A 23406-nucleotide genomic window follows, 5' to 3' on the forward strand; every position below is an offset into this window, starting at 1 on the left:
GTTGTGGCGGGGGTGATCAGGATTCCTCTCGGTATACCCCCGCTGGTTAAAAATATCTCCTATTATACCCTTGATGTTTCCAACGCCACTTCTATGGCATGATCCAAGTCCTGGATCAGGTCCTTCGCAGACTCTAATCCAACGGAAAGTCTCACAAGATCCTCGGTTACCCCTGTCGCGCGGATTTCCTGGTCGTTCAATTGCTGATGGGTCGTGGAAGCCGGATGGATGATCAGTGATTTCGCATCCCCTACGTTCGCAACGTGAGACCACAGGGAGATGTTATCGACTACTTTCCGTCCGGAATCTCTACCACCTTTAATACCAAAGACGACGATGGATCCCGCTCCATTTTTCAAGTATTTTTGTGCAAGTTTATGAGAGGGATGATGAGGCAATCCTGGATAAGATACCCACGCAACGCCATTATGCTGATCTAAATGCTCCGCAATTTTCAAGGCATTCTCTGTGTGACGTTCGATGCGAAGATGCAGCGTTTCTAATCCCTGCAACAGAAGGAATGCGTTCTGTGGACTTAAGCACGCCCCTAAGTCACGAAGCAGCTGCACTCTTAATTTCGTAATGAAGGCTGCCGGACCTACATCCTGTGCATAACGCAGTCCATTATAGCTCCGGTCCTCTTCCGTGAATCCCGGGAACTTTTCATGATTCCAATCGAATTTCCCACCGTCTATGACGACTCCCCCGATGGCCGTTCCATGACCACCGATCCATTTTGTTGCAGAGTGGATGACGATATCAGCTCCATACTCGATTGGCTTACATACATATGGAGTGGCAAAGGTATTATCGATGATCAATGGGATGTGATGGTCATGAGCCACTTTTGCTACCGCTTCAATATCAAGCACGTGTAGACTTGGATTTCCGATTGTCTCAGCGAATACGGCTTTCGTTTTAGGCGTGATCGCTTTGCGGAAATTTTCCGGGTCTGTCGGATCTACAAAGTGAACCTTGATTCCGTATTTCGGAAGTGTGGTCGAAAATAAATTATAGGTTCCGCCGTAAAGATTGGTGGCCGCTACAATTTCATCACCTGCTCCGGCGATATTTAAGATTGATAGAGAGATAGCAGCCATTCCCGATGAAACACCGAGTGCTCCGATTCCCCCTTCTAAAAGAGCAAGCCGTTTTTCCAACACGTCTACAGTCGGGTTCATGATACGCGTATAAATATTACCCGGTTCTTCAAGGGCAAATAATTTTGCAGCATGATCACTGTTGTCGAAAACGTAGGATGTCGTTTGATAAATCGGCACTGCCCTCGAGCCAGTGGATGGATCCGGCTCCTGGCCACCGTGAAGTAGTAGTGTGTCGAAATCGAATGATTTTGTCATTGAGAATTCCTCCTGAATGGTTTTTTTGATTTGGATTGGGTTTGTTTCATTACTGCGGTTAACACATTCAGCTGTCAAAATAGATGGTTTTTTCAGCTGCTTAAATCCCTCACCCAACGTCTGAAATGTGTTTTTCTAAGAAGAAGAAGAGGAAAAAATAAAAAACCCTCTTCCTAAGAAGAGGGTCTAATTTAATAGGGTCCTCCTCTTATCTTTCAGGCAGATTGCCTGCAGGAATTAGCACCTTTTCATGTGACGCATTTCTGCGCACATGAAGGTTGCCGGGTTTCATCGGGCCTAGTCCCTCCACCTCTCTGGATAAGAGCATGTAGTTGTCAATGTGAAAATTCTTGCGTTGAGATGAATTATAAGGGGTAACCGACCTTAACGTCAAGAGTATTTTTAGAATTTTTACATTATTTAATTTTTAACAGAAGCTGCAATCGCTTCGTTAAATTGAGCGACGATGTCCTCTCCGTCTTCAATCCCTATCGATATGCGGACGACATGTGTGTTGATTCCGAGTTTTTCCTGCGCATCCTTCGGTAGAGCACGATGAGACGTTCCCAATGGGTAAGAAACCGTTGTCTCTACACCGGCAAGGGAAGGGATGATTTTAATCCATCCGAGTGTTTTGAAGAATGTGCTTATATCACATGTGTTGGATAGCTCGATTGTTACGATTGCTCCATTTCCTTTACCGGATAAATCGGTTGGGTAATAGACTTTCTTTACATATTCATTTGCTCGAAGGTCCGCCGCAAGAACTTCTGCATTTCTTGCTTGGGTTCCCATACGAAGAGCCAATGTTTTCGCTCCACGGCAAGTCAGCCACGCTTCAAATGGGCTCAAGTTCGACCCGATGTTGACGACTTTTTCTCTCGCTTTTTGAACAAATTCTTCTTTTCCAACTACGACTCCTGCTGTAATATCACTGTGTCCTCCGATATACTTCGTGGCACTGTGAGCGACCAGGTCCACCCCTTCTAAGAAAGGCTGGCGCAGAAACGGTGTGGCAAACGTGTTATCGATCATTGTTTTCAGGTTATGTTTCTCAGCAAGTTCAACCATTCTTGAAATATCTTCTACTCGCATAAACGGGTTCGTCACCGTCTCACTGTATAGGAGTTTCGTATGCGGTGTTAGAGCATCCTCGACCTCTTCAACACTCGTAAAATCAACAAAAGAAGTCGAAATGCCGAATGTCTTAAGCTCTTCCTTCAACATATGGAACGTACCGCCGTATAAATCTTCGGCGGCAATGATATGATCGCCTGATTGCACTATAGCGAGGATTCCAACAAGGATGGCCGATAATCCAGAGGAAGTCGCGACACCTGCTGGAGCTCCTTCCAAGTCTGCCACCATCTTACCAAGCTCGTCTGTATTTGGATTTCCCGTTCTCGTATAGAGATAAGGGGATTTCCCTTCATAGAAACCCTCCAACTCTTCTAAAGATGTAAAAGAAAAGGCAGATGTTTGATAAATGGGAGTCGTCTTACTGCGGATTTCCTCAGTCCCTTTTAACTGACTATGTACGACCTTCGTTGTGAACTTCATCTCTGTCATCCTTCCTGAATCTATGTATTTTTAAAAGTGTATCATATTCAGAAGATTGTGAGGAGTAGGATGTATGGCAAGAAATAAAAAACACCTGCCCAATTGCAACAGGTGCTCGCCTTTTATTGAACATTATCTAAACATCCGATCAGACGATTTTCAATGTCCAATGCCAGGCTTTTCAGTTCATCGTTATCCACCATTTCAATTAGCTTGCTTGGTTTTGCCATACCGATCTTGGTTGTACCGCCTTCTGTGTATACCGTTACTTTGCAAGGCAGGAAGTAGCTTACGAGCATGCTTTCTTCCAGCACCTTCTTGGCTTCATGAGGATTACATACCTCTAATACGACTACTTCTTCATTGAAATCAAGGCCTTTATCCTGCAGTTTCTGGGCAAGATCGAGATTCCATAGTACACCGAAGCTTTCATCTTTAAGGTTGGATTCTACCGCTTCCACTGCTTCTTTCACACTCATCGATACTTCTTTAGTGTAATGAAACATGTTCACATCTCCTCCTTTTTCTTTCACATACTGTTAATACCTCATAGCGTATAAGGTCAAACATCGATAGTCAGAGGTCCGTCCCTCTCCATTATTCCATTCCACCGACCATTTTACCCATCATTTCTTCGTTCATGGGGCCGACGATTTTGTGTTGGATGATGCCTTTGGTATCGATCATGTAGGTGGTCGGAATGGTGAACGCCCGGTATTCGTCCCCGATTTCTCCCTTTTCATCCATTGGGATGGGGAAAGTGAGTTCGTAACCGTCGATGAATTCCTGAACAGCCTTTTCCCCATCGTCCATGGACGTCAGGTTGACGGCAAGGATTTCAACGTTTTCTTTCTCTGCATTCTCTTCGTAGTAACTCTGCATATGGGGCATTTCAGCTTTACATGGTGGACACCAGGTAGCCCAGAAGTTCAGAATCACTTTCTTACCTTGATAATCTGAAAGCTTTATTGCTTCACCATTTAAGGTGGTTAATTCAAAATCTGAAGCGCGGTCCCCTTTTGCAAGCCCCTGCGCTGCATTAGACAGATCCATGGATTCATTGGCTAATTGAGCAGCCTCTTCCCTTGCCTTCTTTTCCTGCTGATCCTGAAAAAAGTTCGCTAAGAAAATGCCGATCAGAAGCGCAACGATCGCCAACGCAAAATTTCGTTTATTCATTGTGTTTCCTCCTTACGTTTAAAAGAAAGATGAGATAAGTCATCATGATCAAATACGTCCAGGTGGTGACGGTCAATTCAAATCCACCAATGAAAGCACTTAAAAATAACTGAACTAAAGTAAACATGACCAATAACTGTCCTGCCCAGATATCTGCGCCGGGATCACTGGTTTTTTTAAAGAAAAAGACAAGGATCAATAGATTCAATAGTACTTGAATACCAGCTAGAAGATAGTTGTGATGAAGCATATGAAAGACAGCTTCAAATACAAGAACCGTGACCATCCATGAAATGATGAGAGTAGACGGATGATCTACTTTTTTAACAAATATGTACGTTAGAGCCCCTATCATTCCTAACCAGTACCCAATGATTCCTCCGTGAAAATAGAGGATCGTCAAAGGATGTTCCATAACCGTTTGAAAATCAACCACAATCACACTAAGCTTCCAGAAGAGTAAAAAAGTAAAAATACAATTCGAATACCAGTCGCTCGCCTTTCTATTCCAGAAGTACAGAAGCAAGAAAGTGAGTATGAACGAAGCGATAATAGCTGCCCATGAAGCCGGAAATGTGAAGGAGCCTATCGTATACCATTGTTCAGTCATAGGCATTCCCCTCCCTTCAGATACTTTCTGGCTTATCTATTACTCTTTCTGACGACAATATAGTAAACCGATGGATGCAAGTGACCTACTGTTGTATGGAATCCGGATGAATTGAGTTGTCGATCGAGTTCCTCGGAAGAAATCCGATGATCTAAAGGCGGTCCCATTTCTGATTCTACCTTCTCCCAATCCAGAATCAGCCAAATTCCATTTTCCTTCAGCATATCGTGTAAATCTTGAAATACTTTGATCAAGTCGGGAACTTCGTGTAAAACGAATCCGGATACGATTTTATCCAAAGTACCTTTGTTGAAGCTGAGGTATTCAAGGGATGATTTCTCATAAATGATATTATCTACATTCTCTTCAGTGGCACGGTGTTTCAGATACTCCAGCATTTCCTGTTGCAGATCTACCGCCTGGACCTTTGTTTCAACCATTTTTGCAATTGGAAGGGTCAGGTAGCCATTGCCACAACCTAAATCGGCGACGATATCATCTTTATTGAGTTTGAGAAGTTCGAGTACTTTGTCCACCGGTACGAGCTCTTGACGTTTGGGATCGAGGAGCTTTGAAGCTTTGTGATGTTCATATAAATCTCCGGTCATCGGGATTCCTCCGTTCAGTGATAATACCCTATTATGTATTAGTATCTTAAATTTTATATTTACAAGCAAGTTATTTACTCATAGTGTATCCTATAGAAGAATTATTACAGATAGTCCGGGGGAACTGTGTGTCGAAATTATGAATATTAAAAGGACCCTCCATAACGGGAGAGTCCTTTGTTCCTTCATTCGGGGCTTTTGTATAAGTTTTTTCTATGGTGAACCCCCTTGTTCATTGATATCCGTATTCTCATCGAGAATCCATTATAACGTAATGATTCCGATTTAAACTCTATACTTCACCTTTTTATTTAGTATAAGCATGATCCATGGAAAAGAAGAAGTAGCTTGTATTTATTGCTTCTGATCCTTTCATCGACCGTATGGTGTCTGTATAATCAATCCAGGTAGCATGCTTCAGCTTCTGATCCAATTTCGTATTAATCTCTTTCTCAATGTCCCTCATCCGTTTCATCAACTCTCCAAAGGTCATGTTAAAATGAGAGGCTGCCTGCTGATGAGGAGCATGCTTCACAAGTAATGCCATGTATTCCTCTGAAGTCTCCGACCGGCTCGCCAATTCATCTTCAAGACCGACCACATATTGATAGATGTTCCGTTTTTCCTTTGGCAAGCCTTCAACAATATCCCTTGCGACAATTTCCATTAAGTGTTCGTTCATCATAGTCACCTCGGCATGGGTCTATACCATAACATATTCTTTCTGACAGCCACACATGCACTAATTCATGTTGTATTTTTTCAAGAAGCGTTCTGCACGGCCTCCACGATCTGAGAACTTCTGTCGCCCTGTATAAAAAGGATGCGTGTCTGAACTTACTTCCACTTTTAATAAGGGATAAGTGTTCCCGTCTTCCCACTCAATCGTTTCATTAGAACTTTTAGTAGATCCCGTTAAAAAGGAAAAACCGCTGTTCGTGTCCATAAATACCACCTGTTGATACTCTGGATGAAGTTCTTTTTTCATTCTTATTCCTCCTTATAGTTTCGTGGATTACCAGCTTGATTTCTTGACACCTGGTATTTGCCCTTTATGAGCAAACTCCCTAAAAGCAATACGGGACATTTTAAATTTGCGGAGATACCCCCTCGGTCTCCCTGTCACTTCACACCGACTGTTTAATCGTGTCGGTGAGGAATCCCTCGGCAGCTTTCTTAACGCTTCATAATCACCTTTTTCTTTTAACTCCCTGCGCAAATCTGCATATTTCTGAACAAGCTCCTGACGCTTCTTCTCTTTTACTACCTTTGATTTCTTCGCCAAAGTGATTCACTCCTTTTTCATTAATCGTAATGATTACGTTTTAAAACAACATATCGTTATTAAAACACACTCTATTTCATTTTGCAATGATATTTGCCTAAAACCTATAGAAGAGAACTCCCCGACTTACGCACTAATGAAAACATAGATAAAACCGAATGCCATTTAAGACCGGCATTCGGCTTTTATGTATTCTTATGCTGCTTTCAGTCCTTCTAAAATTAGCATAAAGTATTTAACTGTATCTCCCCTGCGGCGATTGATAATATCAATATCATCCAGAATCCTCTTAACTTCTTCAGCACCCAGACTCTGGATAAGCATTTCACTTATTTCTTCCGCTGAAAGTTCCCCAACATACGTATACTTTAATGCGGTACGGTTTCTCCTGCAAAAACTTCTTAATTCCCTTTTTAATTCAGTCAATTCCAACATCATCATCCTTACTACAGATTCAAATCCTACTATACTGGACGTATAGATTAAAAAACCCCACCAAAATGGCAGGTAAAATGATACTAATAAAACGTCCTAATTAGTATTCATTGTAATCCATTGTTTTCGGTAACCCGGCGATCATTATTTTCTTATAAAAAATAGAAGACCCGTGGTTTTGCGTCCTAATCTTTCAATTAGTTTGCCTTTTCGAAGGACTATACAAATCATTTGTTTTAATATTTAGGTAATATAGTTGTCATTATACTAGAAGAAAAAAGATAAGAAAACAGGCAGGAGAATAATATTCCATTCCATTTCCTTACATTTTAATGTAATGCAGATCAAATATATGATATCCAATAAAAGAAACCCCGCAGATGGCGGGGTTTTCTAATTAAAAGTTAATATATTGACGTGGGTTTACAGCATTTGATTTAGACGCATTCCAAGAACCTGCATGAAGTTCAAAGTGTAAATGCTGTCCGAAAGAATATCCTGTATTACCCATGTAACCGATTCTGTCACCTTTGTTCACTGCTTGTCCCTGGCTTACAGATGAAGAAGACATGTGGGCATAAACGGTTGTGAACGTTTGACCATTGATTGAGTGAGTGATGTAAACGACATTTCCATAGCTTGAGCTATACTGACTTTTGATGACATATCCATCAGCTGCTGCTGAGATCGGAACACTGCCTCTTGCCGCAATATCCGTACCATAGTGGAACCGTTTCTTACCGTTTAATACATCCCAGCCGAAGTTCGTTGTAATCGTTCCAGAAGCTGGAGATGTCCAGGCACCGGCACTTACTGGTGCACTTGGAGCTGTTTCAGCGGGTGTTGAAGAAGAACCGCCACTGCTGCTTGTTGTTGCTTGTTGTTGTGCTGCTGCACGTTCTGCCGCTTCAGCTTCCGCTTGACGCTTACGTTCGATTTCACGCTGGCGTGCAAGTTCAGCTAAACGTGCTTGTTCAGCCTGGATTTCACCTTCAAGTTGGTGTTCCATTTTAGCAAGCTCATCCGATTCTTGTTGAAGGTCTTTTTTCTCAACTTCCAAAGAAGCCTGCTGCGCTTCTAATTGCTTGAATAAATCCGCTTTTTTAGCTTTTTGACTATCAAGATCTTTTTTCAGAGACTCCAGGCTTGCTTTAGTAGATTGTAAATCTGCAAGCTTGCCTTCTACTTCTTCTTGTTTCTTTTCTAATTCTGCCTGATCACGTTTTTGTTCGTCCATGATCTTCTTATCTGCACTTACGATGGTATTAACTGCTGTTACACGGTTGATGAAGTCACCGAAGCTGTCCGCACCAAGTAGTACATCAAGATAATTTGCAGAGCCGCCTTTTTCCTGGATCGCACGGGCACGTTCTTTTAAAAGTTCGTTACGTTCTTCAATCTTTTGCTTTAGAACTTCAATCTCTTCTTTAAGTTTATTGATTTCTGCTGTTGTTTCATCAATCTCTTTTGTTTTCTCAGCAATCTTTGTTTCAGTATCTTTTAATTTTGTACTGATTTCAGCAATTTGTGATTGGATTTCTTGTTGTTTATTGATATTTTGATTAATTTGAGATTTTTTCTCATCAATCTTGCCGTTGATTTCCTCTTTTTTGGAAGAAATGCCTTCTTGTTGCTTTTGTAATTCCTCCACAGAATGGGAATGAGCGTTAGCAGTTGTCCCTAACGTTGGTAGACTTCCGATTGTTAATGCTGCTGCAATTGATAATGATACGAAATACTTCTTGTTCAAGCGGCATGCTCCTTTCAGCTTCTATCAACCTATCAAATTTTACACTTTTAAGAATTTACGTACAGACATAAAGCTTCCCCAAGCCCCGATCAGGCAACCCATTAATAGAATTAATCCGTTTACTTGATAGATAAAGGGGGTAAAATCTAATATCTGAATAAAATGATTTTGTAGTTTTGGTTTAATAAATTCATAAGCATAGTAGTAACCTGTTGTGACAAGAGCGATCGGGATAATAGAACCTAAAATTCCAAGCCATAATCCTTCTAGAATGAATGGCCAGCGTACAAACCAGTTGGTTGCACCCACGAGTTTCATTATCTCGATTTCCCTTCTTCTGGCGACAATGGTGATTTTGATTGTATTTGAGATGAGGAACATGGCGGTAAACAATAGACCGATGATTAACACTAATCCAACGTTTCGACTCATTTCCAGTACATTAAATAATCTTTCTATCTTCGCTTCACCATAAAGTGCTTCGTTCACACCTTCATACTTGCTGACTTCAGCGGCGATTTTCCCAGTATCACGGGGATCTTCCGCTTTTACGATAAATACATCGTATAATGGATTGTCCTGTTCGAATAACCTGAAATCGTCTCCTAAATCCTTTACCAGATTTTGAAGTTCTTCTTCTTTAGAAGAATATTCTACGGATTCCACTCCACTTATTTGGTTGATCTTCTTATCTATCTCTTCTACTTGAGCTTTTTCAGTACCGATCTCAAGTAGTACGCGTACTTCAACGTCTTTCTCAATATCGGTTGCAACCTTGTTCATGTTTAGCATAAGTACCATAAATACACCAACAAGTAGCAAGGTTACAGTAACGGCACTCACGGATGCGAATGTCATCCAGCCATTACGTCCGATGCTTTTGAAGCTTTCTCTTAGATGTCGACCATACGTCCTAGCTTTCATAACCGTAGTCACCTCGCTGTTCGTCACGAACAATTCGGCCATTTTCAATGGCAATTACCCGATGCTTGATGGTATTTACGATTTCCCTGTTATGAGTAGCCATGATCACTGTTGTTCCACGATTGCTGATATCTTCTAAGATGTTCATGATATCCCAGGATGTTTCCGGATCCAGGTTACCCGTAGGCTCGTCGGCAATCACAAGCTTCGGCGTATTCACGATGGATCGTGCGATCGATACACGCTGCTGCTCTCCGCCTGACAATTCATCCGGAAGCATTCTTGCTTTATGCTTTAACCCTACCAGATCCAGTACTTCCATGACTCTTTTCTTTATTTGCTTTGGATGTTCTTCTATTACCTCAAGTGCGAAGGCAATGTTCTCATAGATTGTAAGAGTTGGTAACAGCTTAAAATCCTGGAACACGACTCCAACGTTTCTTCGTAAGTATGGAACTCTACTATTTTTTAGTTTTGCGAGATTAATACCGTTTACGATGATATCACCTTTAGAAGGCTTTTCTTCGCGGTACATCATCTTGATGAAAGTAGATTTCCCGGCGCCACTTGGACCGACAACATACACAAACTCACCTTGCTTAATGTGGACGTTTAAGCCATTCGCAGCCATGACACCGTTGCTATACTGCTTATACACGTCTTTCATTTCTATCATTTTAAAATCACCTAATTTGTATTATGTAGTTACCCTCTTGGCTGTTATCGACATATGTACATGGTTGGAACACTTCGACGTCTTTACCATAATTAGACAAGAAATGACGAAAAACCTCGAATTGCTCTCCCGAAAATTATTATAACATCACTTTGTACGTTGTTAAGGAAAAAAAATATTACATTTACGTTTCAAAGATTGAAATAATGTGTATATTTTACCTTTTTTACTGTCGATAATACCTATTTACCGTTACAAACGTAGGTATTTTTATCTATGAACTGGTACTATAAGCAAGTAAGAAAGTTTGATGATAAGAAGAGGGTAAACCTTAAGATGATGCTAATCTCAGTAAGTTACTAGGTTATAATTATTTGAGGTTCAATTGTTGATTTTTTGATATATTAATTAGATGAGCTTTTGTAACATTTATTTAAAGAAGGGTTAGGAAAAGCTTGTGGATAAAACAAAAAAGAAGAATCCCCTGTTCAGGACTCTTCTTCCACACTTACTTCTTATTCGCCAACCACTCTGCCACTGCTTCTGCTTCTTCACCTTCGATGAGTCCTGCAGGCATCTGACCTTTACCATTTTGAATGACTTCCAGGATTTGATCTTTGTTTAATTCAGCACCTATTTTATTAAGGGCTGGCCCCATACCACCTTCAAGGTTTCCACCATGGCAGCTGGTGCATTTATTGTTTACGATTTTTTCAGGGTCTACTCCACCGGAGCTTGTTTCTGTACTTTCTTCGCCACCACCACCGCAGGCTGCAAGTACCAATGAAGCGCCAAAAACAATACCAAGTAGCTTTTTCTTCATTATTATCCCCCTAGGAAAACTTTTTAAGAGGTACGGGATGTATCAAGGTCCGTCCCTCTATTACTTAATTATACCAAGGTTAAACCCGTTTGAAACCTTCACCTAACACCTCTGAAGCGTCCATTGTGACGACGAAAGCAGAGGGGTCAATGGTTTTGACCAGTTGTTTCAGTTTTGTGAATTCTGTTTGATCGACCACACACATAAGGATCGGGCGCTCATCGTCCGTATAACCACCGTATGCAGATAGTTTTGTCACACCACGATCAATTTTATTCAGGATTCCTTCACGAACTTCTTCCTGTCTGTTTGTAATGATCAGTGCCATTTTTGAACGGCTGATGCCGACCTGGACTAAATCAATCGTTTTACTTGTCACATAGAGGCCGATAAGCGCATATAAACCACGTTCGATGTCAAACACGATCGCAGCAGAAAGAACAATCATTCCATCGATAAGCGCAACACACGTGCCTAAGGACAGCCCGGTGAATTTGTTTACAATCTGTGCTGCCAGGTCCGTCCCTCCTGTAGATGCTTTACCTCGAAAGACGATTCCCAATCCTAGTCCTACACCAATTCCACCAAATAAAGCACCCAGCAGGGGATCTTCCGTCCACGGCTTCCAGTCTTCTGTTAAAAATACTACCAACGGCAGGAAAACCGTACCGATGGCTGTTTTCACACCAAATTGAAGGCCTAGGAAGATTAACCCTGCAATGAACAACGGAATATTAAATGCCCATTGAACGAAGGCAGGTTTCCAATCAAACAGACCTTTCAGGATGGTCGATATCCCGCTCACCCCTCCTGAAGCCACCTCATTCGGAAGTAAGAACACATTAAACGCAAGGGCAACGATCGTTGACCCAAACACAACAAACAAATACTCTAACAACTTCTCTTTCCGTGGATTAAATGCCTGCCCACGACGTCTCTCTTTCAAACCCATCCAGTACGACTCCTTTAACCTATGTATTTATAGTATGAGTACAACCTCTTCCATTCATGCAGAGTATGCAGAGGGACGGACCTCTAATTGGTCTTGTCTTGAACCTCTCAGGATGAAAATTGTTCATAAATTTCGCTTGATATAGTTGAGAAGCATAGGTATGAACCAGGTGCAAACTTACTTCTCCACCCTTCAAACACGCTCTGTATCAACCTTTGAGAGTATAGCATGGGTACTTGGAGGTGTAAATAACACTTCAATAACGTGGTAAAGCATTAATAAGTTGGGGTGTTGTTGTGGTGAGGGACGGACCTTGATTAATGAAAGGCTTTAGATTTCAATTTGGGATTTCTGCAACAGTATTATTAGATTCCGCTTTCTGTAAAAAGTGATCATACCAGTAGTCGGCGTGTGGTGATAAAGTATATTGCACTTACACAGGTATACATATAATGGAAGAAACAAATCACTTTTTGAGGTCCGTCCCTCAAAAAAGCTGGACCCTCCAATTGAATGGAGGATCCAGCTTGAGTATGACTATTGAATTTTGGAACGAAGGTAAGCGTTGATGAATGGGTCGATGTCTCCGTCCATGACGCCTTGTACGTTTCCTGATTCTGTGTTGGTTCTGTGGTCTTTGACCATGGAGTAAGGATGGAAGACATAGGAACGGATCTGGCTTCCCCATCCGATTTCCTTTTGCTCTCCACGAATCTCGGCAAGTTCCTGTTCCTGCTCTTCGATTCGCTTTTGGTAGAGCTTCGCTTTCAGCATCTTCATGGCTGACTCTCGGTTTTTAATCTGAGAACGTTCAGATTGGCACGTTACCACGACATTCGTCGGTAAGTGAGTGATACGGACAGCCGAGTCCGTCGTATTGATATGCTGTCCACCGGCTCCACTTGCACGGTACGTATCAATTTTCAGGTCTTCCGTACGGATCTCAATTTCGATTTCCTCATTAAACTCAGGCATGACTTCACAAGACACGAAGGAAGTGTGACGACGTCCTGAAGAATCGAATGGTGAAATACGAACAAGACGGTGTACGCCTTTTTCAGCTTTTAAGTAACCGTACGCATTGTGCCCTTTAATGGCAAGGGTCACACTCTTGATTCCCGCTTCATCGCCAGGAAGATAATCAAGGGTTTCTACTTTGAAACCTCGTTTCTCACCCCAACGCGTGTACATGCGAAGCAGCATGGAACCCCAATCCTGTGACTCCGTTCCACCAGCCCCGGGATGCAGTTCAAGTATCGCATTGTTTTTATCATGTTCTTCACTTAGAAGAAGCTGTAGTTCGTAGTCATTTAATCGTTTGACCAAATCACCCAGCTCTTCTTCAAGATCATTTTGAAGTTCTTCATCGGGCTCTTCTTTGATAAGTTCAAGGGTAAGCTCAAGGTTTTCATGGGATTCAAGCAATGATTTGTACTCATTTACAAGATCCTTCAAACCGTTTCCTTCATTGATTAATCCTTGAGCTTTCTGTTGGTCATCCCAGAAGTCGGGTTGAACCATGATTTCGTCAAGCTCTTGAATTCTCGCCTCTTTGTTTTCTAAGTCAAAGAGACCCCCTGAAGTCCGCTAATGTTTTAGCTGATTTTTCTAACTCTGCTCTGATTTCTGATAGTTCCATGTGTGGTCACCTCTATAATTATTTGGGTTGTTGAATGTATTTTGTATTGATGATAGCTGGAATAGTGTGGCCCTGTATTATTAGACTGTAATGGTTGATTTCCGCTCCAGGTGCTCGCTTTCCGCGGGGCGTGAGTTGAGCCTCCTCGGGCTTTGCCCTGTGGGGTCTCAACTTCCCCGCTATTCCCGCAGGAGTCGAGCACCTTCCGCTCCAATCAACTTAAAAGTTATGCTATTACCTAACCTACATAAAAACACTATTACAAGAAAAATCCAATTATTAGTAAACTCTATCCAGGCACCCATAAAAAACGGAAAAGTACCTGGCACTTATTTTATCAAAATAAGCACCAGGTAGCATCTCTTAATTTATCCAGTTATGCCGTGGCAGTGTTTGTATTTTTTGCCGCTTCCGCATGGGCATGGTTCGTTGCGCCCTACGTCTTCTTGCTTGCGGACAGGTTGTTTCTTAGCCTTACCGCCTTCTTCTTTCGGGTTCACCGCTTGGCCTTTGGCTACTTCCTGACGTTCAAGATTGTTGCGGATTTCAGCTTTCATGACGTATTTTGCCACGTCTTCTTCGATGGCGAGTACCATGCTTTCGAACATGGCAAATCCTTCATGCTGGTATTCGCGCAGTGGGTCGGTTTGACCGTAGGCACGAAGGTGGATTCCTTGACGCAATTGATCCATGGCATCGATATGGTCGATCCATTTTGTATCAACAGCGCGAAGCAGGATGACTTTTTCAAACTCGCGCATTTGCTCCGGAGTTAGCTCTTCTTCTTTTTCATCGTAACGGTGTTTCACATCTTCATAGATCAGATCCATCATTTCTTCCGGCTCTTTTCCACGAAGATCATCAACTGTTACGTCGTTTTCAGGAAGAAGATTCGCGTTCACATAATCAACGATGCCTTGAAGGTTCCAGTTTTCCATGTCTTCTTCTGCTGTATGTGCTGCTACCTGACGTTCGATCGCTGATTTGATCATTCCCTCAACAATTTCACGAAGGTTTTCTGAGTCGATTACTTCATAACGCTGTTTATAGATGATTTCACGCTGTTGACGTAAAACATCATCGTATTGCAGAAGCTGCTTACGAGCATCGAAGTTGTTACCCTCCACTCGTTTCTGAGCAGATTCTACAGCACGGCTGACCATTTTACTTTGGATTGGCTGAGTGTCATCCATCCCAAGGCGCTCCATCATGCTCTTCATATTGTCAGATCCGAATCGGCGCATCAATTCATCTTCCATTGAAAGATAGAACTGAGTCACACCAGGATCTCCCTGACGTCCGGAACGTCCACGAAGCTGATTATCGATACGGCGTGATTCGTGGCGCTCGGTACCAATAACGGCAAGCCCGCCACTTTCGATGACGCCTTCACCAAGCTTGATATCCGTACCACGGCCGGCCATATTTGTCGCGATGGTTACGGCACCAGGCTGCCCGGCTTCTAAAATGATTTCCGCTTCACGGCCATGGTTTTTCGCATTCAATACATTGTGGCGTACGCCTTTTTTCGTCAATAGTTTAGAGATAAGCTCTGACGTTTCAACGGCAACCGTACCAACCAGCACAGGCTGTCCTTTTTCATGGCGCTCTTTGATATCCTCGACTACAGCAAGGAATTTTCCTTCTATAGAAGCATAGATCAGATCTGCACGGTCATCACGAACGATTGGCTTGTTCGTTGGGATCACGATGACATTCATATTGTAGATATTACGGAACTCTTCTTCTTCCGTTTTCGCCGTACCGGTCATACCGGAAAGCTTTTCATACATACGGAAGTAGTTCTGGAACGTAATCGTTGCCATCGTCATGCTTTCGTTCTGGATTTCAAGACCTTCTTTTGCCTCGATTGATTGGTGAAGTCCGTCACTGTAACGACGACCTTTCATCAGACGTCCTGTGAAAGAGTCAACGATGACGATTTCGCCTTCCTGAACCACATAATCCACATCACGGTGCATACTGACGTGAGCCTTTAACGCTTGATTGATATGGTGGTTAAGGGTTACGTGTGAAATATCGAACAGGTTATCAATGTGGAAAGCTCTTTCCACTTTGCTGATACCGTCTTCCGTTAATTGAACACCTTTTGTTTTTTCATCATAGGTGTAATCTTCATCTTTTTTCAGGGTACGAACAACAGCGTTTGCCTGAATGTAAAGCTGAGGCGTACGCTGAGCGTTACCGGAAATGATCAGAGGTGTACGCGCTTCATCGATCAAAATTGAGTCAACCTCATCGATTACGGCAAAATGAAGAGGGCGCTGCACCATTTGATCTTTGTACAGGACCATATTGTCACGAAGGTAGTCGAATCCGAATTCGTTATTCGTACCATACGTTATATCCGCTTTGTACGCTTCACGTTTTTCGTCTTTGGACATCGAGTTTAAGTTCAGGCCTACAGTGAGTCCCAGGAAATTGTATAGCTTGCCCATTTCCTCAGCATCACGGCTTGCCAGGTATTCGTTGACTGTGATAACGTGAACGCCTTTTCCAGTTATGGCATTCAAGTACACAGGCATAGTCGCTGTCAGCGTTTTACCTTCACCGGTTTTCATCTCGGAGATATTACCGCCATGAAGGGAGGCACCACCCATAAGCTGAACGCGGTACGGATATAATCCGAGTACGCGGCGAGCCGCTTCCCGCACGACAGCAAAAGCCTCAATCATCATATCTTCAAGGTCTTCACCTTTTTGATAGCGCTCCTTGAATCGTTCTGTTCTTTCACGGATTTCATCATCCGTCAATCGCTCCATATCGGGGCCTAATTCTTCTATTTGATCAGCCAGTTTTTCAAGCCTCTTTAATTCTCTTTTATTCGCATCGAACACTTTGTTTAATAGACCAAGCATGTATAAACGCTCCTTTATCTGTGTTTAAATGAGAGCCGAACGTCACTAGAATAACGAAAGAAAATGAAATTCAGATGAGAATCATGAAAAATCCATGTAAAAAGTCACCTATATCCGTTTCCAATCACTCTACTTAAAATTCGCTACAAAATCCAAATATCCTCCCACAAAAACACGATATATTCCCTACCAATCTTACCACTATCCTATATGGGTTACAACTCAAGGAGGGACGGACCTCTTATTCACAGTGCTTTTAATGGTTGGGTGCTTTACTATCACGCGGTATTCCTGGATTGCTCTTAAAATGCGAGGTCCGTTCTGCTTGAAATAACGTCGATTCAGGTTGAGGGACGGACCTCACCTGCTACATTAATTAGTCTAGTAATGGCGACTTTACAGCAATCCCCCATATATTTGCTGAAATCCGAGGTCCGTCCCTCAAATACAAAAAAGCCGCCTATGCAGACGACTTTTAGATGTTGTGTATGTGAATGGTCAGGCTTTAGTTGCTTTCAGTAGTTCGTTGACGGTGTCCTGGTAGCTTTCCCAGATTTGTTTGCTTCGTCTTGAGATGCTATTGGCGGAGACATCGAAGTATTCAGCCAGTTCTTTTTGGACGTGGCGGATACTGATTTCGTCGATGTTTTTCGCCATGTCCACCAGTGCTCCCGAGTAGATTTTCGGATTGCGGATTGTTGGGCGCTCTGTGTAGAAGTATTTTTCCAATACGGCTACCAGCAGCTCACTTTCTTTTTTGTCTTCCCCTTTTTCAGTCAGGAAGCTTTGAAGGGATGTGATCGCTTCAACGTATTCCGGCGTTTTCCAGATTTCTACTCCTTCGATTGCTTCTTCGGAATTCTCATCCGAATCCTTTGAAGTATCTGTTTCATCCGTGGCTATAGTGGCTGCTGCTTTTCCGGCCTTTTTCTTTTCAGCACTATAAAGGACGAATCCGACATCGGCTATTTCCAAGTACTGCCCTGATAAGTAGTCATGAAGATTTCCAAACTCACCTTGTTCAAATCGGATCTTCACCAGTTCCATCGCTGCTTTCTCTATCGCAGGATAAATGAAGTACTGGGCGAATGGAAGATACTTCTCCCCATTCGGCAACAATAGCCCCAAGAAGAAACTATTCTCCTCTAGCTTACCGAACTTTTCCGTTACAACCAGCACATCACCGGTGATGGCTTCTTCCACACGTAACGTATTGTCATCCAGCTTCTCTACGGTACCGGCCGTCACACGCACGTTCTTCCACGACTCCAGTACTTCAGCAGTCTGAGGACGAGTCACCGTGCTCAACTGCTTATCAACAAAACGTTCGATCAAACGAACACCGTCAGCATCCTTTTGAGTCGCTCCGTACCAGCTGACAAATGCCATTTCATAAATATCCGGATCCGCTTGCATCAGATCCATTTTCGCTAAGTAGTGATGATAGGATTCCTCCATCTCGGCAGACTGCGCCGTAGCGATGAAGTCATAGAGCTGCGCCTGAAGCACATCAAGCTCCTGACTCACCAATGTATCTATATTCACAACATTTTCTTTTTCACAGCATTTCTTATATTTTTTCCCACTGCCGCATGGGCATGGTTCGTTTCTTCCGACTGTACTCATGTTTGTATTTACCTCCAACTTCTTGAGTCCCGTACACAAATGTTCATTATATAACATTTCTGGCGTTCCTTAAACTGTTTTAGAACAAGAAAAAAGAACCAATCGCTTTGGGATTGGTTCTCTCGGGATCTATCGTCCTTGTTTTTTCATATAATCCAGCACGTCCAGATCAATATAGTTCTCATCCTGCTCCCGCATTTCAAAGTTTTCTGTATGGAGATAGTCTTTCAAGCTCTGATAAAGGGACTGTCTTTCTTTTGCATAACCAAGACGTGTAAGTTCCCGCTCCACATCATCATGGATTTCACCTTCCAGCAATACGACTCTACCTGGCTCTGACTCTTTAAAATAGAGCTGATGCATCAAATAGATTCGTTTCAATTCCTTAATGGGAGACGCGTGATCATCCACCCTGAGATCGATGTACCGATCATTGAAGCCACCATATCCGCCGCTTTCTTTCACTACTAAAAGCGCAGCAGACTGCATGCCCCGTGAATCGCCACCAGCGTCCTGCCCGGCATCGAGTGCATGGAGTAATCGTTCAGCAAGAGATCCGGTTGTCGACTCGAATGTATCTGCCATCGCCTTTACGGTATTCCCATCTACTAAAATATTCCCTTGAACTGTGAAGTGCTTTCCAGTTTGTCCACCAGCCCAGTCATAGCATCCTTCCCCTGTAAAAGTGGCAGCATTTCCACCAGCATCAATCAATCCCACCTGTCGTAATGGACGCTCGGGATCATCCTTTGTTATGATATCCAGCGCTTCCTCTGCCGTCTTCCCTTCTTCCATTAATTGAAGTGCATGGGGCCCGTAGGAAGTATTAGCGTAAGACTGAGTCGCCACGGCTCCCACTCCCGCTTTCGCAAAAGGTACGACAGAACCAACACATAGGAACTTGGATTGTACCGCAATCCCCCACTCTTTCTCTTCCGGGTCATAGCCTACAATGGAATACGTCATGATGAAGCCCTCCTTTAAATTAAAGCGTCAGGATTTAATCCTTTTAGCTCTTCTACTACAAATAACCCATCTTTTCGAATTAAAACATCATTGAAGTAAATTTCTCCTCCGCCATATTCCGGACGCTGAATACAGACCATATCCCAATGTACATTCGAACGGTTTCCATTATCCGCCCCTTCATAAGCCTGTCCCGGTGTAAAATGGAAGCTTCCGTTTATTTTTTCGTCAAATAAGATGTCGAGCATCGGCTCATTGATCTTCGGATTCACACCAAGGGCAAACTCCCCAATGAAACGGGCACCTTCATCTGTATCCAGAATATCGTTCAGTTCCTTCGTTTTATCTGCCGTTGCGTTCACGATCTTACCGTTTTCAAACGTCAAAGAAACATTGTCAAAAGAAAATCCGCGGTACAGTGTCGGCGTATTATATGTAATCGTCCCATTTACACTATCCTTCACGGGGGCTGTATACACTTCCCCGTCCGGAATATTCCGCTCTCCAAAGCACATCACAGACGGAATATCCTTGATGGAAAACGTAAGGTCCGTCCCTTCGCCGGTAATCCGGACTTTATCGGTTTTATCCATCAGCTCTTTAAGAGGCTTCTGGGCTTCTTCCATCTGCTTGTAGTCCACCGTACAGACTTCCAGAAGATAATCGAAGAACGTGTCATAACTCATCTTCGCTTTCTGGGCGAGTGACGGGTTGGGATAGTTTAATAGAGCCCATTTCTTATTTTGAATAAGGTAATCATTGGATTCTTTCATATGAGGCATGAGGAGCTGCCACTGTTCAGCCGGTACTTCACTCATCTCTGCATCATTTGCTTCGCTTGAAATATTGAGAAACGCGTCGATATCCTGATACTTTTCCATATTCCATTTATTTTGCAGTATCATCTGTTCCTGTTTCGCATGAGTGGCCATGATACGCACTAACTCCTGATCGCCGAGCTCATAATAAGGAATCACTCCCATCTCATACGCTTTCTGAAGAACCTCCTTTACAAGCGGTTTTGTCGAATACTCTCCCATAATAAAAAGCTTCTCCCCTTCTACTAATTTCAAGGAATGGGTAAGTAGTACCTCTGCCAACCTCTCTAATCTCGGATCTCTCACTTGGAATCCCCCTAAATTTTGTCTACCTTCAAACTTCGACAAAATAATGGAAAAAACCTCCTTTAGAAATGAAAAATCCTGCGGTCGCAGTGACCGCAGGATGTAAGGGTATTAGTTTGTTTCGATCAAGCCATACTTTCCGTCACGACGCTTGTACACAATATTCGTTGCGTTAGTCTCTGCGTCCGTGAATATGAAGAATGTATGACCCAGCATGTTCATTTGAAGGATCGCTTCTTCGCTGTCCATCGGTTTAAGATTGAACTGCTTCGTTCTTACTACTTCCGTATCGTCCTCTTCCTCCAGTTCAACCGCAGCTGCACCATTTGGAGAAACGTGATTCAGATCTTCCTGAGCCGCGAAAAACTCCTTCGGGCTGCCCTTCTCACGCATCTTACGGTTCACTCTTGTTTTATGTTTGCGAATTTGACGCTCCAATTTATCTACAATCAGATCAATGGCCGCATACATATCCGTGTTGCGTTCCTCTGCACGTAACACTAATTGCGGCATTGGAATAGTCACTTCAGTTTTCGTATTTTTATCAGGATACACTTTTAAATTAACATGTACATTTGCATCAGGAGTTTCATTAAAGTAACGGTCTAACTTGCCAATCTTCTTCTCCACGTGTTCGCGAATCGCTGGAGTTACCTCAATGTTCTCGCCTCGAATGTTGTAGTTCAACATGTAAACTCCTCCTTTTAAAAATAAAGCTATGTTTATATATTCTCCATTCCCTTTATGAATCCTCCTTAAACTTTCTAAATTTTTTGTCAACTTTTCGTAAAGTTTGTTATATGGTGTCGAGAGTGTTGATGGGTGTGGGATTGGAGAATGAAAGAGTGAGGTGATGGATGCGAGTTTCTAGATTCACCTTTGACTCTTTATATTATTATTTTCTCATTTTTTGAGGGGTTTAAACGGTGGGAGTTTGGAGGTTTTGTGAATGGTTTGGGGCGGTTTTGTGAAGGTGTGAGTTGACACTTTGGTGTGTTTGATTTTTTTGTACCTGGTACAAATGCTGCAGATTGTACCAGGTACAATCAAGGTTCGTTGTACCAGGTACATATACTTCCTAATGTACCTGGTACAAAATGAAATCAACCGTTATATCAGTTGGCTCCAATCCTTTATATTATATTTTGTTTCTACATAAAATTTATATTTCTCATATGGATGATCACCAAGATTTGAAAGAATCTTTTGTGTATCAACAATGGATTTATCACCTGCAGTAATAAAACTCTTATAGCTGCTCCAATGATAGTCTTCAGGTTGTTTAGAGTACTTGGATTTCACCGGGTTCAAATGAATGTAACTACTTGTATCAATAAGCTGCTTAGAGTTATTAATTAACTTGGCATAATACCGGTCCTGAAACACATGACCAACATAATTGTATTTCCGGTTAAAATACCTTGCATAGATCGAATGGATGTAATGAATAATGTCGGAAGGAGAGTTATCGAGTGTCCCAATAATAAGATGAACATGATTGGGCATGAGGCAATAGGAGTGGAGAATGAACGGGTTTTTTTCTTTTGCTCTTTGCACTAATCCTAAATAATGATTAAAATCTTTTCTATCTCGAAAAAGATTGTTCTTTCTGTTACCTCGTGCAGTTATGTGATAAATAGCTCCAGGATACCAAACTCTATGGTTTCTTGTCATAGACTCTTCCTTTCTCTAATAAAGGTACAACAATTCCTATTCGACATAATTCGAAATTCCCCTGCCTAATAGGGTGTGGTTGGAAGGAGTAATTTATTTTGCACCTGGTACAGTTGCACGTTTTTGTACCAGGTACAAATGATGTCGATTTTACCTGGTACAAAAACAGATCCACTAAACATCCACATCCCTCCGCCCAAAAAACCACCCGGCCAATCCACCAAACCCAATCAAATACACCACAATCACCCCAACAGAAAACAAAAACGTCATCCCTTCAAACGGCGGAGTTCCGAAGAAATACTGCTGCAAATCGGTATTCGCAAACAATAAATACCTCCCCCATTCCATTCCCCGCTCATTCATGACAATCATTAACGTTCCTGCGGAAAACGTCAGAAAGAGAGTCGTTCCAATGGCAAAGGAACTGCTTCTCGTCAGCACAGACAAAGTGAAAGCCACAGAACAGATGACAATCAGTTCAAGGAATCTCAGGACATAAGCACCGGCTACCAGGAAAAAGTTTACGTTGAATTCAAAGAAGCTATCGTAGAACCAAAGAATACCCAGTATGGCAGAAAATAAGAAATGGGCAGACGTAAGAATGGTTGCTATGACGACAACGGCTAAGTATTTGGAGAGCAGTATTTTCACACGGTTAACCGGACGAATGAGCAGTAGCTTGATGGTACCTGACGAAAACTCATTGGATACGATGTCACCTGCTATGATGAGGCAGAAGACTTGTAAAACAATGATAAGGTTTGAGCTGATTCGCATATACTCCCAGAAGGAAAATTGGATTCCTTCGAATAGCATGTAGACGAATAGGGATGCGATGGAATTGATGAATACGATGACCCCGAGGGAGACCCACATGCTGGGACGGGATAGTTGTTTTAAGAGTTCATTGGTGACTAAGTTGATCATGTGTCTTCATCCGTTTCGTACTTGATTTGCCAGTTTCTTGGGAGCCACTCTCAAATAGCCTTCGTGAATCAAGGCTTCAATTGCTTGCCAGCCTACTTCCTCTGTCTCTACTAACACCCATCCATGTCTTCCGATGTAGGGTGCTTTTGTGTAGCCTGGCTGCTCGAGTAAGATTTCTTGAGTGGTGGGGAGCGTTTTAATTGATAGGGAGAGATTGTTCTCCTCTCCTATGATCACAAATGGCTTGTCCTTCACCCGGAAAGAAGTGTGTCCAAAGCCGTCTATATGTTCATGAACTTCAGGGTAGATGACGCAAAGACTTCTGATTTCTTCTACCAGACTATTTTTCATCAAGTCTTCCTCCAGCATTTTTTCTATTATTATAGCATGAGAGTATTTGGAAAAAGA

Annotated in this window: 24 protein-coding genes and 2 riboswitches; all 24 genes read right to left on the reverse strand. The window is 42.5% G+C overall.

The window, feature by feature from the left end; genetic code table 11:
- Positions 1 to 62: 62 nt before the first annotated feature.
- Entirely contained in the window at positions 63 to 1358 is a 1296-nt protein-coding gene (locus tag ACXAF2_RS09155; RefSeq protein WP_475138270.1) for a homocysteine synthase, read from the reverse strand.
- Positions 1359 to 1563: 205 nt separating this feature from the next.
- Positions 1564 to 1683, reverse strand: a riboswitch (SAM riboswitch).
- Positions 1684 to 1778: 95 nt separating this feature from the next.
- Positions 1779 to 2918 carry a trans-sulfuration enzyme family protein gene (locus ACXAF2_RS09160; protein WP_475138271.1) on the reverse strand — a complete coding sequence of 380 codons (1140 nt, stop codon included), beginning with the start codon at positions 2916 to 2918 and terminating at the stop codon, positions 1779 to 1781.
- Positions 2919 to 3040: 122 nt separating this feature from the next.
- On the reverse strand, positions 3041 to 3424 hold the full coding sequence (locus ACXAF2_RS09165; RefSeq protein WP_475138272.1) for a DUF302 domain-containing protein: 384 nt from the start codon (positions 3422 to 3424) through the stop codon (positions 3041 to 3043).
- A 91-nt stretch (positions 3425 to 3515) separates the two neighbouring features.
- A complete protein-coding gene (locus tag ACXAF2_RS09170) occupies positions 3516 to 4097 on the reverse strand; it encodes a redoxin domain-containing protein (RefSeq protein ID WP_475138273.1) in 582 nt (193 codons plus the stop codon).
- Positions 4090 to 4707 carry a hypothetical protein gene (locus tag ACXAF2_RS09175; RefSeq protein WP_475138274.1) on the reverse strand — a complete coding sequence of 206 codons (618 nt, stop codon included), beginning with the start codon at positions 4705 to 4707 and terminating at the stop codon, positions 4090 to 4092. The genes ACXAF2_RS09170 and ACXAF2_RS09175 overlap by 8 nt, the downstream gene beginning before the upstream one ends.
- A 32-nt stretch (positions 4708 to 4739) precedes the next feature.
- Positions 4740 to 5315 (reverse strand): class I SAM-dependent methyltransferase, encoded by a 576-nt coding sequence (locus tag ACXAF2_RS09180; protein WP_475138275.1) that lies wholly within the window; start codon positions 5313 to 5315, stop codon positions 4740 to 4742.
- Positions 5316 to 5622: 307 nt separating this feature from the next.
- On the reverse strand, positions 5623 to 5997 hold the full coding sequence (locus ACXAF2_RS09185) for a hypothetical protein (RefSeq protein ID WP_475138276.1): 375 nt from the start codon (positions 5995 to 5997) through the stop codon (positions 5623 to 5625).
- A 60-nt stretch (positions 5998 to 6057) separates the two neighbouring features.
- Positions 6058 to 6303, reverse strand: a complete 246-nt coding sequence (locus tag ACXAF2_RS09190; protein WP_475138277.1) for a type B 50S ribosomal protein L31 — start codon at positions 6301 to 6303, stop codon at positions 6058 to 6060.
- A 27-nt stretch (positions 6304 to 6330) separates the two neighbouring features.
- A complete protein-coding gene (rpsN, locus tag ACXAF2_RS09195; protein ID WP_044338339.1) occupies positions 6331 to 6600 on the reverse strand; it encodes a 30S ribosomal protein S14 in 270 nt (89 codons plus the stop codon).
- Between the two features lie 195 nt (positions 6601 to 6795).
- Positions 6796 to 7032 carry a hypothetical protein gene (locus ACXAF2_RS09200; protein WP_475138278.1) on the reverse strand — a complete coding sequence of 79 codons (237 nt, stop codon included), beginning with the start codon at positions 7030 to 7032 and terminating at the stop codon, positions 6796 to 6798.
- A 128-nt stretch (positions 7033 to 7160) separates the two neighbouring features.
- Positions 7161 to 7252: riboswitch (cyclic di-GMP riboswitch) on the reverse strand.
- A 180-nt stretch (positions 7253 to 7432) separates the two neighbouring features.
- Positions 7433 to 8785 carry a murein hydrolase activator EnvC family protein gene (locus tag ACXAF2_RS09205; protein WP_475138279.1) on the reverse strand — a complete coding sequence of 451 codons (1353 nt, stop codon included), beginning with the start codon at positions 8783 to 8785 and terminating at the stop codon, positions 7433 to 7435.
- 39 nt (positions 8786 to 8824) lie between these two features.
- Entirely contained in the window at positions 8825 to 9709 is an 885-nt protein-coding gene (ftsX, locus tag ACXAF2_RS09210) for a permease-like cell division protein FtsX (protein WP_282138595.1), read from the reverse strand.
- Positions 9699 to 10385, reverse strand: coding sequence for a cell division ATP-binding protein FtsE (gene ftsE / locus ACXAF2_RS09215; RefSeq protein ID WP_475138280.1), 687 nt, complete (start codon positions 10383 to 10385; stop codon positions 9699 to 9701). Before ftsE ends, ftsX begins: the two co-directional genes overlap by 11 nt.
- Before the next feature lie 508 nt (positions 10386 to 10893).
- Positions 10894 to 11208 carry a cytochrome c551 gene (gene cccB / locus ACXAF2_RS09220; protein ID WP_113970798.1) on the reverse strand — a complete coding sequence of 105 codons (315 nt, stop codon included), beginning with the start codon at positions 11206 to 11208 and terminating at the stop codon, positions 10894 to 10896.
- 79 nt (positions 11209 to 11287) lie between these two features.
- The gene (locus ACXAF2_RS09225) at positions 11288 to 12160 is read right to left on the reverse strand and encodes a YitT family protein (RefSeq protein ID WP_427599333.1); all 873 of its coding nucleotides are present in this window, start codon (positions 12158 to 12160) and stop codon (positions 11288 to 11290) included.
- 537 nt (positions 12161 to 12697) lie between these two features.
- Positions 12698 to 13799 (reverse strand): peptide chain release factor 2 gene (gene prfB, locus ACXAF2_RS09230; protein WP_475138281.1). Its coding sequence is split into 2 segments (ribosomal slippage): positions 12698 to 13726 and positions 13728 to 13799, totalling 1101 coding nucleotides; the frame shifts between segments, so codons are not numbered across the junction.
- A 368-nt stretch (positions 13800 to 14167) separates the two neighbouring features.
- A complete protein-coding gene (gene secA, locus ACXAF2_RS09235) occupies positions 14168 to 16678 on the reverse strand; it encodes a preprotein translocase subunit SecA (RefSeq protein ID WP_475138282.1) in 2511 nt (836 codons plus the stop codon).
- 498 nt (positions 16679 to 17176) lie between these two features.
- Positions 17177 to 18304 carry a YecA family protein gene (locus tag ACXAF2_RS09240; protein WP_475138283.1) on the reverse strand — a complete coding sequence of 376 codons (1128 nt, stop codon included), beginning with the start codon at positions 18302 to 18304 and terminating at the stop codon, positions 17177 to 17179.
- 129 nt (positions 18305 to 18433) lie between these two features.
- A complete protein-coding gene (locus ACXAF2_RS09245) occupies positions 18434 to 19270 on the reverse strand; it encodes a DUF1028 domain-containing protein (protein WP_475138284.1) in 837 nt (278 codons plus the stop codon).
- Between the two features lie 14 nt (positions 19271 to 19284).
- Positions 19285 to 20394 (reverse strand): aminopeptidase, encoded by a 1110-nt coding sequence (locus ACXAF2_RS09250; RefSeq protein WP_475138285.1) that lies wholly within the window; start codon positions 20392 to 20394, stop codon positions 19285 to 19287.
- A 111-nt stretch (positions 20395 to 20505) separates the two neighbouring features.
- Positions 20506 to 21084 (reverse strand): ribosome hibernation-promoting factor, HPF/YfiA family, encoded by a 579-nt coding sequence (gene hpf / locus ACXAF2_RS09255; RefSeq protein ID WP_113971339.1) that lies wholly within the window; start codon positions 21082 to 21084, stop codon positions 20506 to 20508.
- A 420-nt stretch (positions 21085 to 21504) separates the two neighbouring features.
- Entirely contained in the window at positions 21505 to 22068 is a 564-nt protein-coding gene (locus tag ACXAF2_RS09260; RefSeq protein WP_475138286.1) for an REP-associated tyrosine transposase, read from the reverse strand.
- A gap of 174 nt (positions 22069 to 22242) precedes the next feature.
- A complete protein-coding gene (locus ACXAF2_RS09265; RefSeq protein ID WP_475138287.1) occupies positions 22243 to 22998 on the reverse strand; it encodes an ABC transporter permease in 756 nt (251 codons plus the stop codon).
- A 6-nt stretch (positions 22999 to 23004) separates the two neighbouring features.
- The gene (locus tag ACXAF2_RS09270; protein ID WP_475138288.1) at positions 23005 to 23349 is read right to left on the reverse strand and encodes an MmcQ/YjbR family DNA-binding protein; all 345 of its coding nucleotides are present in this window, start codon (positions 23347 to 23349) and stop codon (positions 23005 to 23007) included.
- Between the last annotated feature and the right edge of the window lie 57 nt (positions 23350 to 23406).

This window comes from Rossellomorea sp. ABR4_004 (assembly GCF_056159585.1).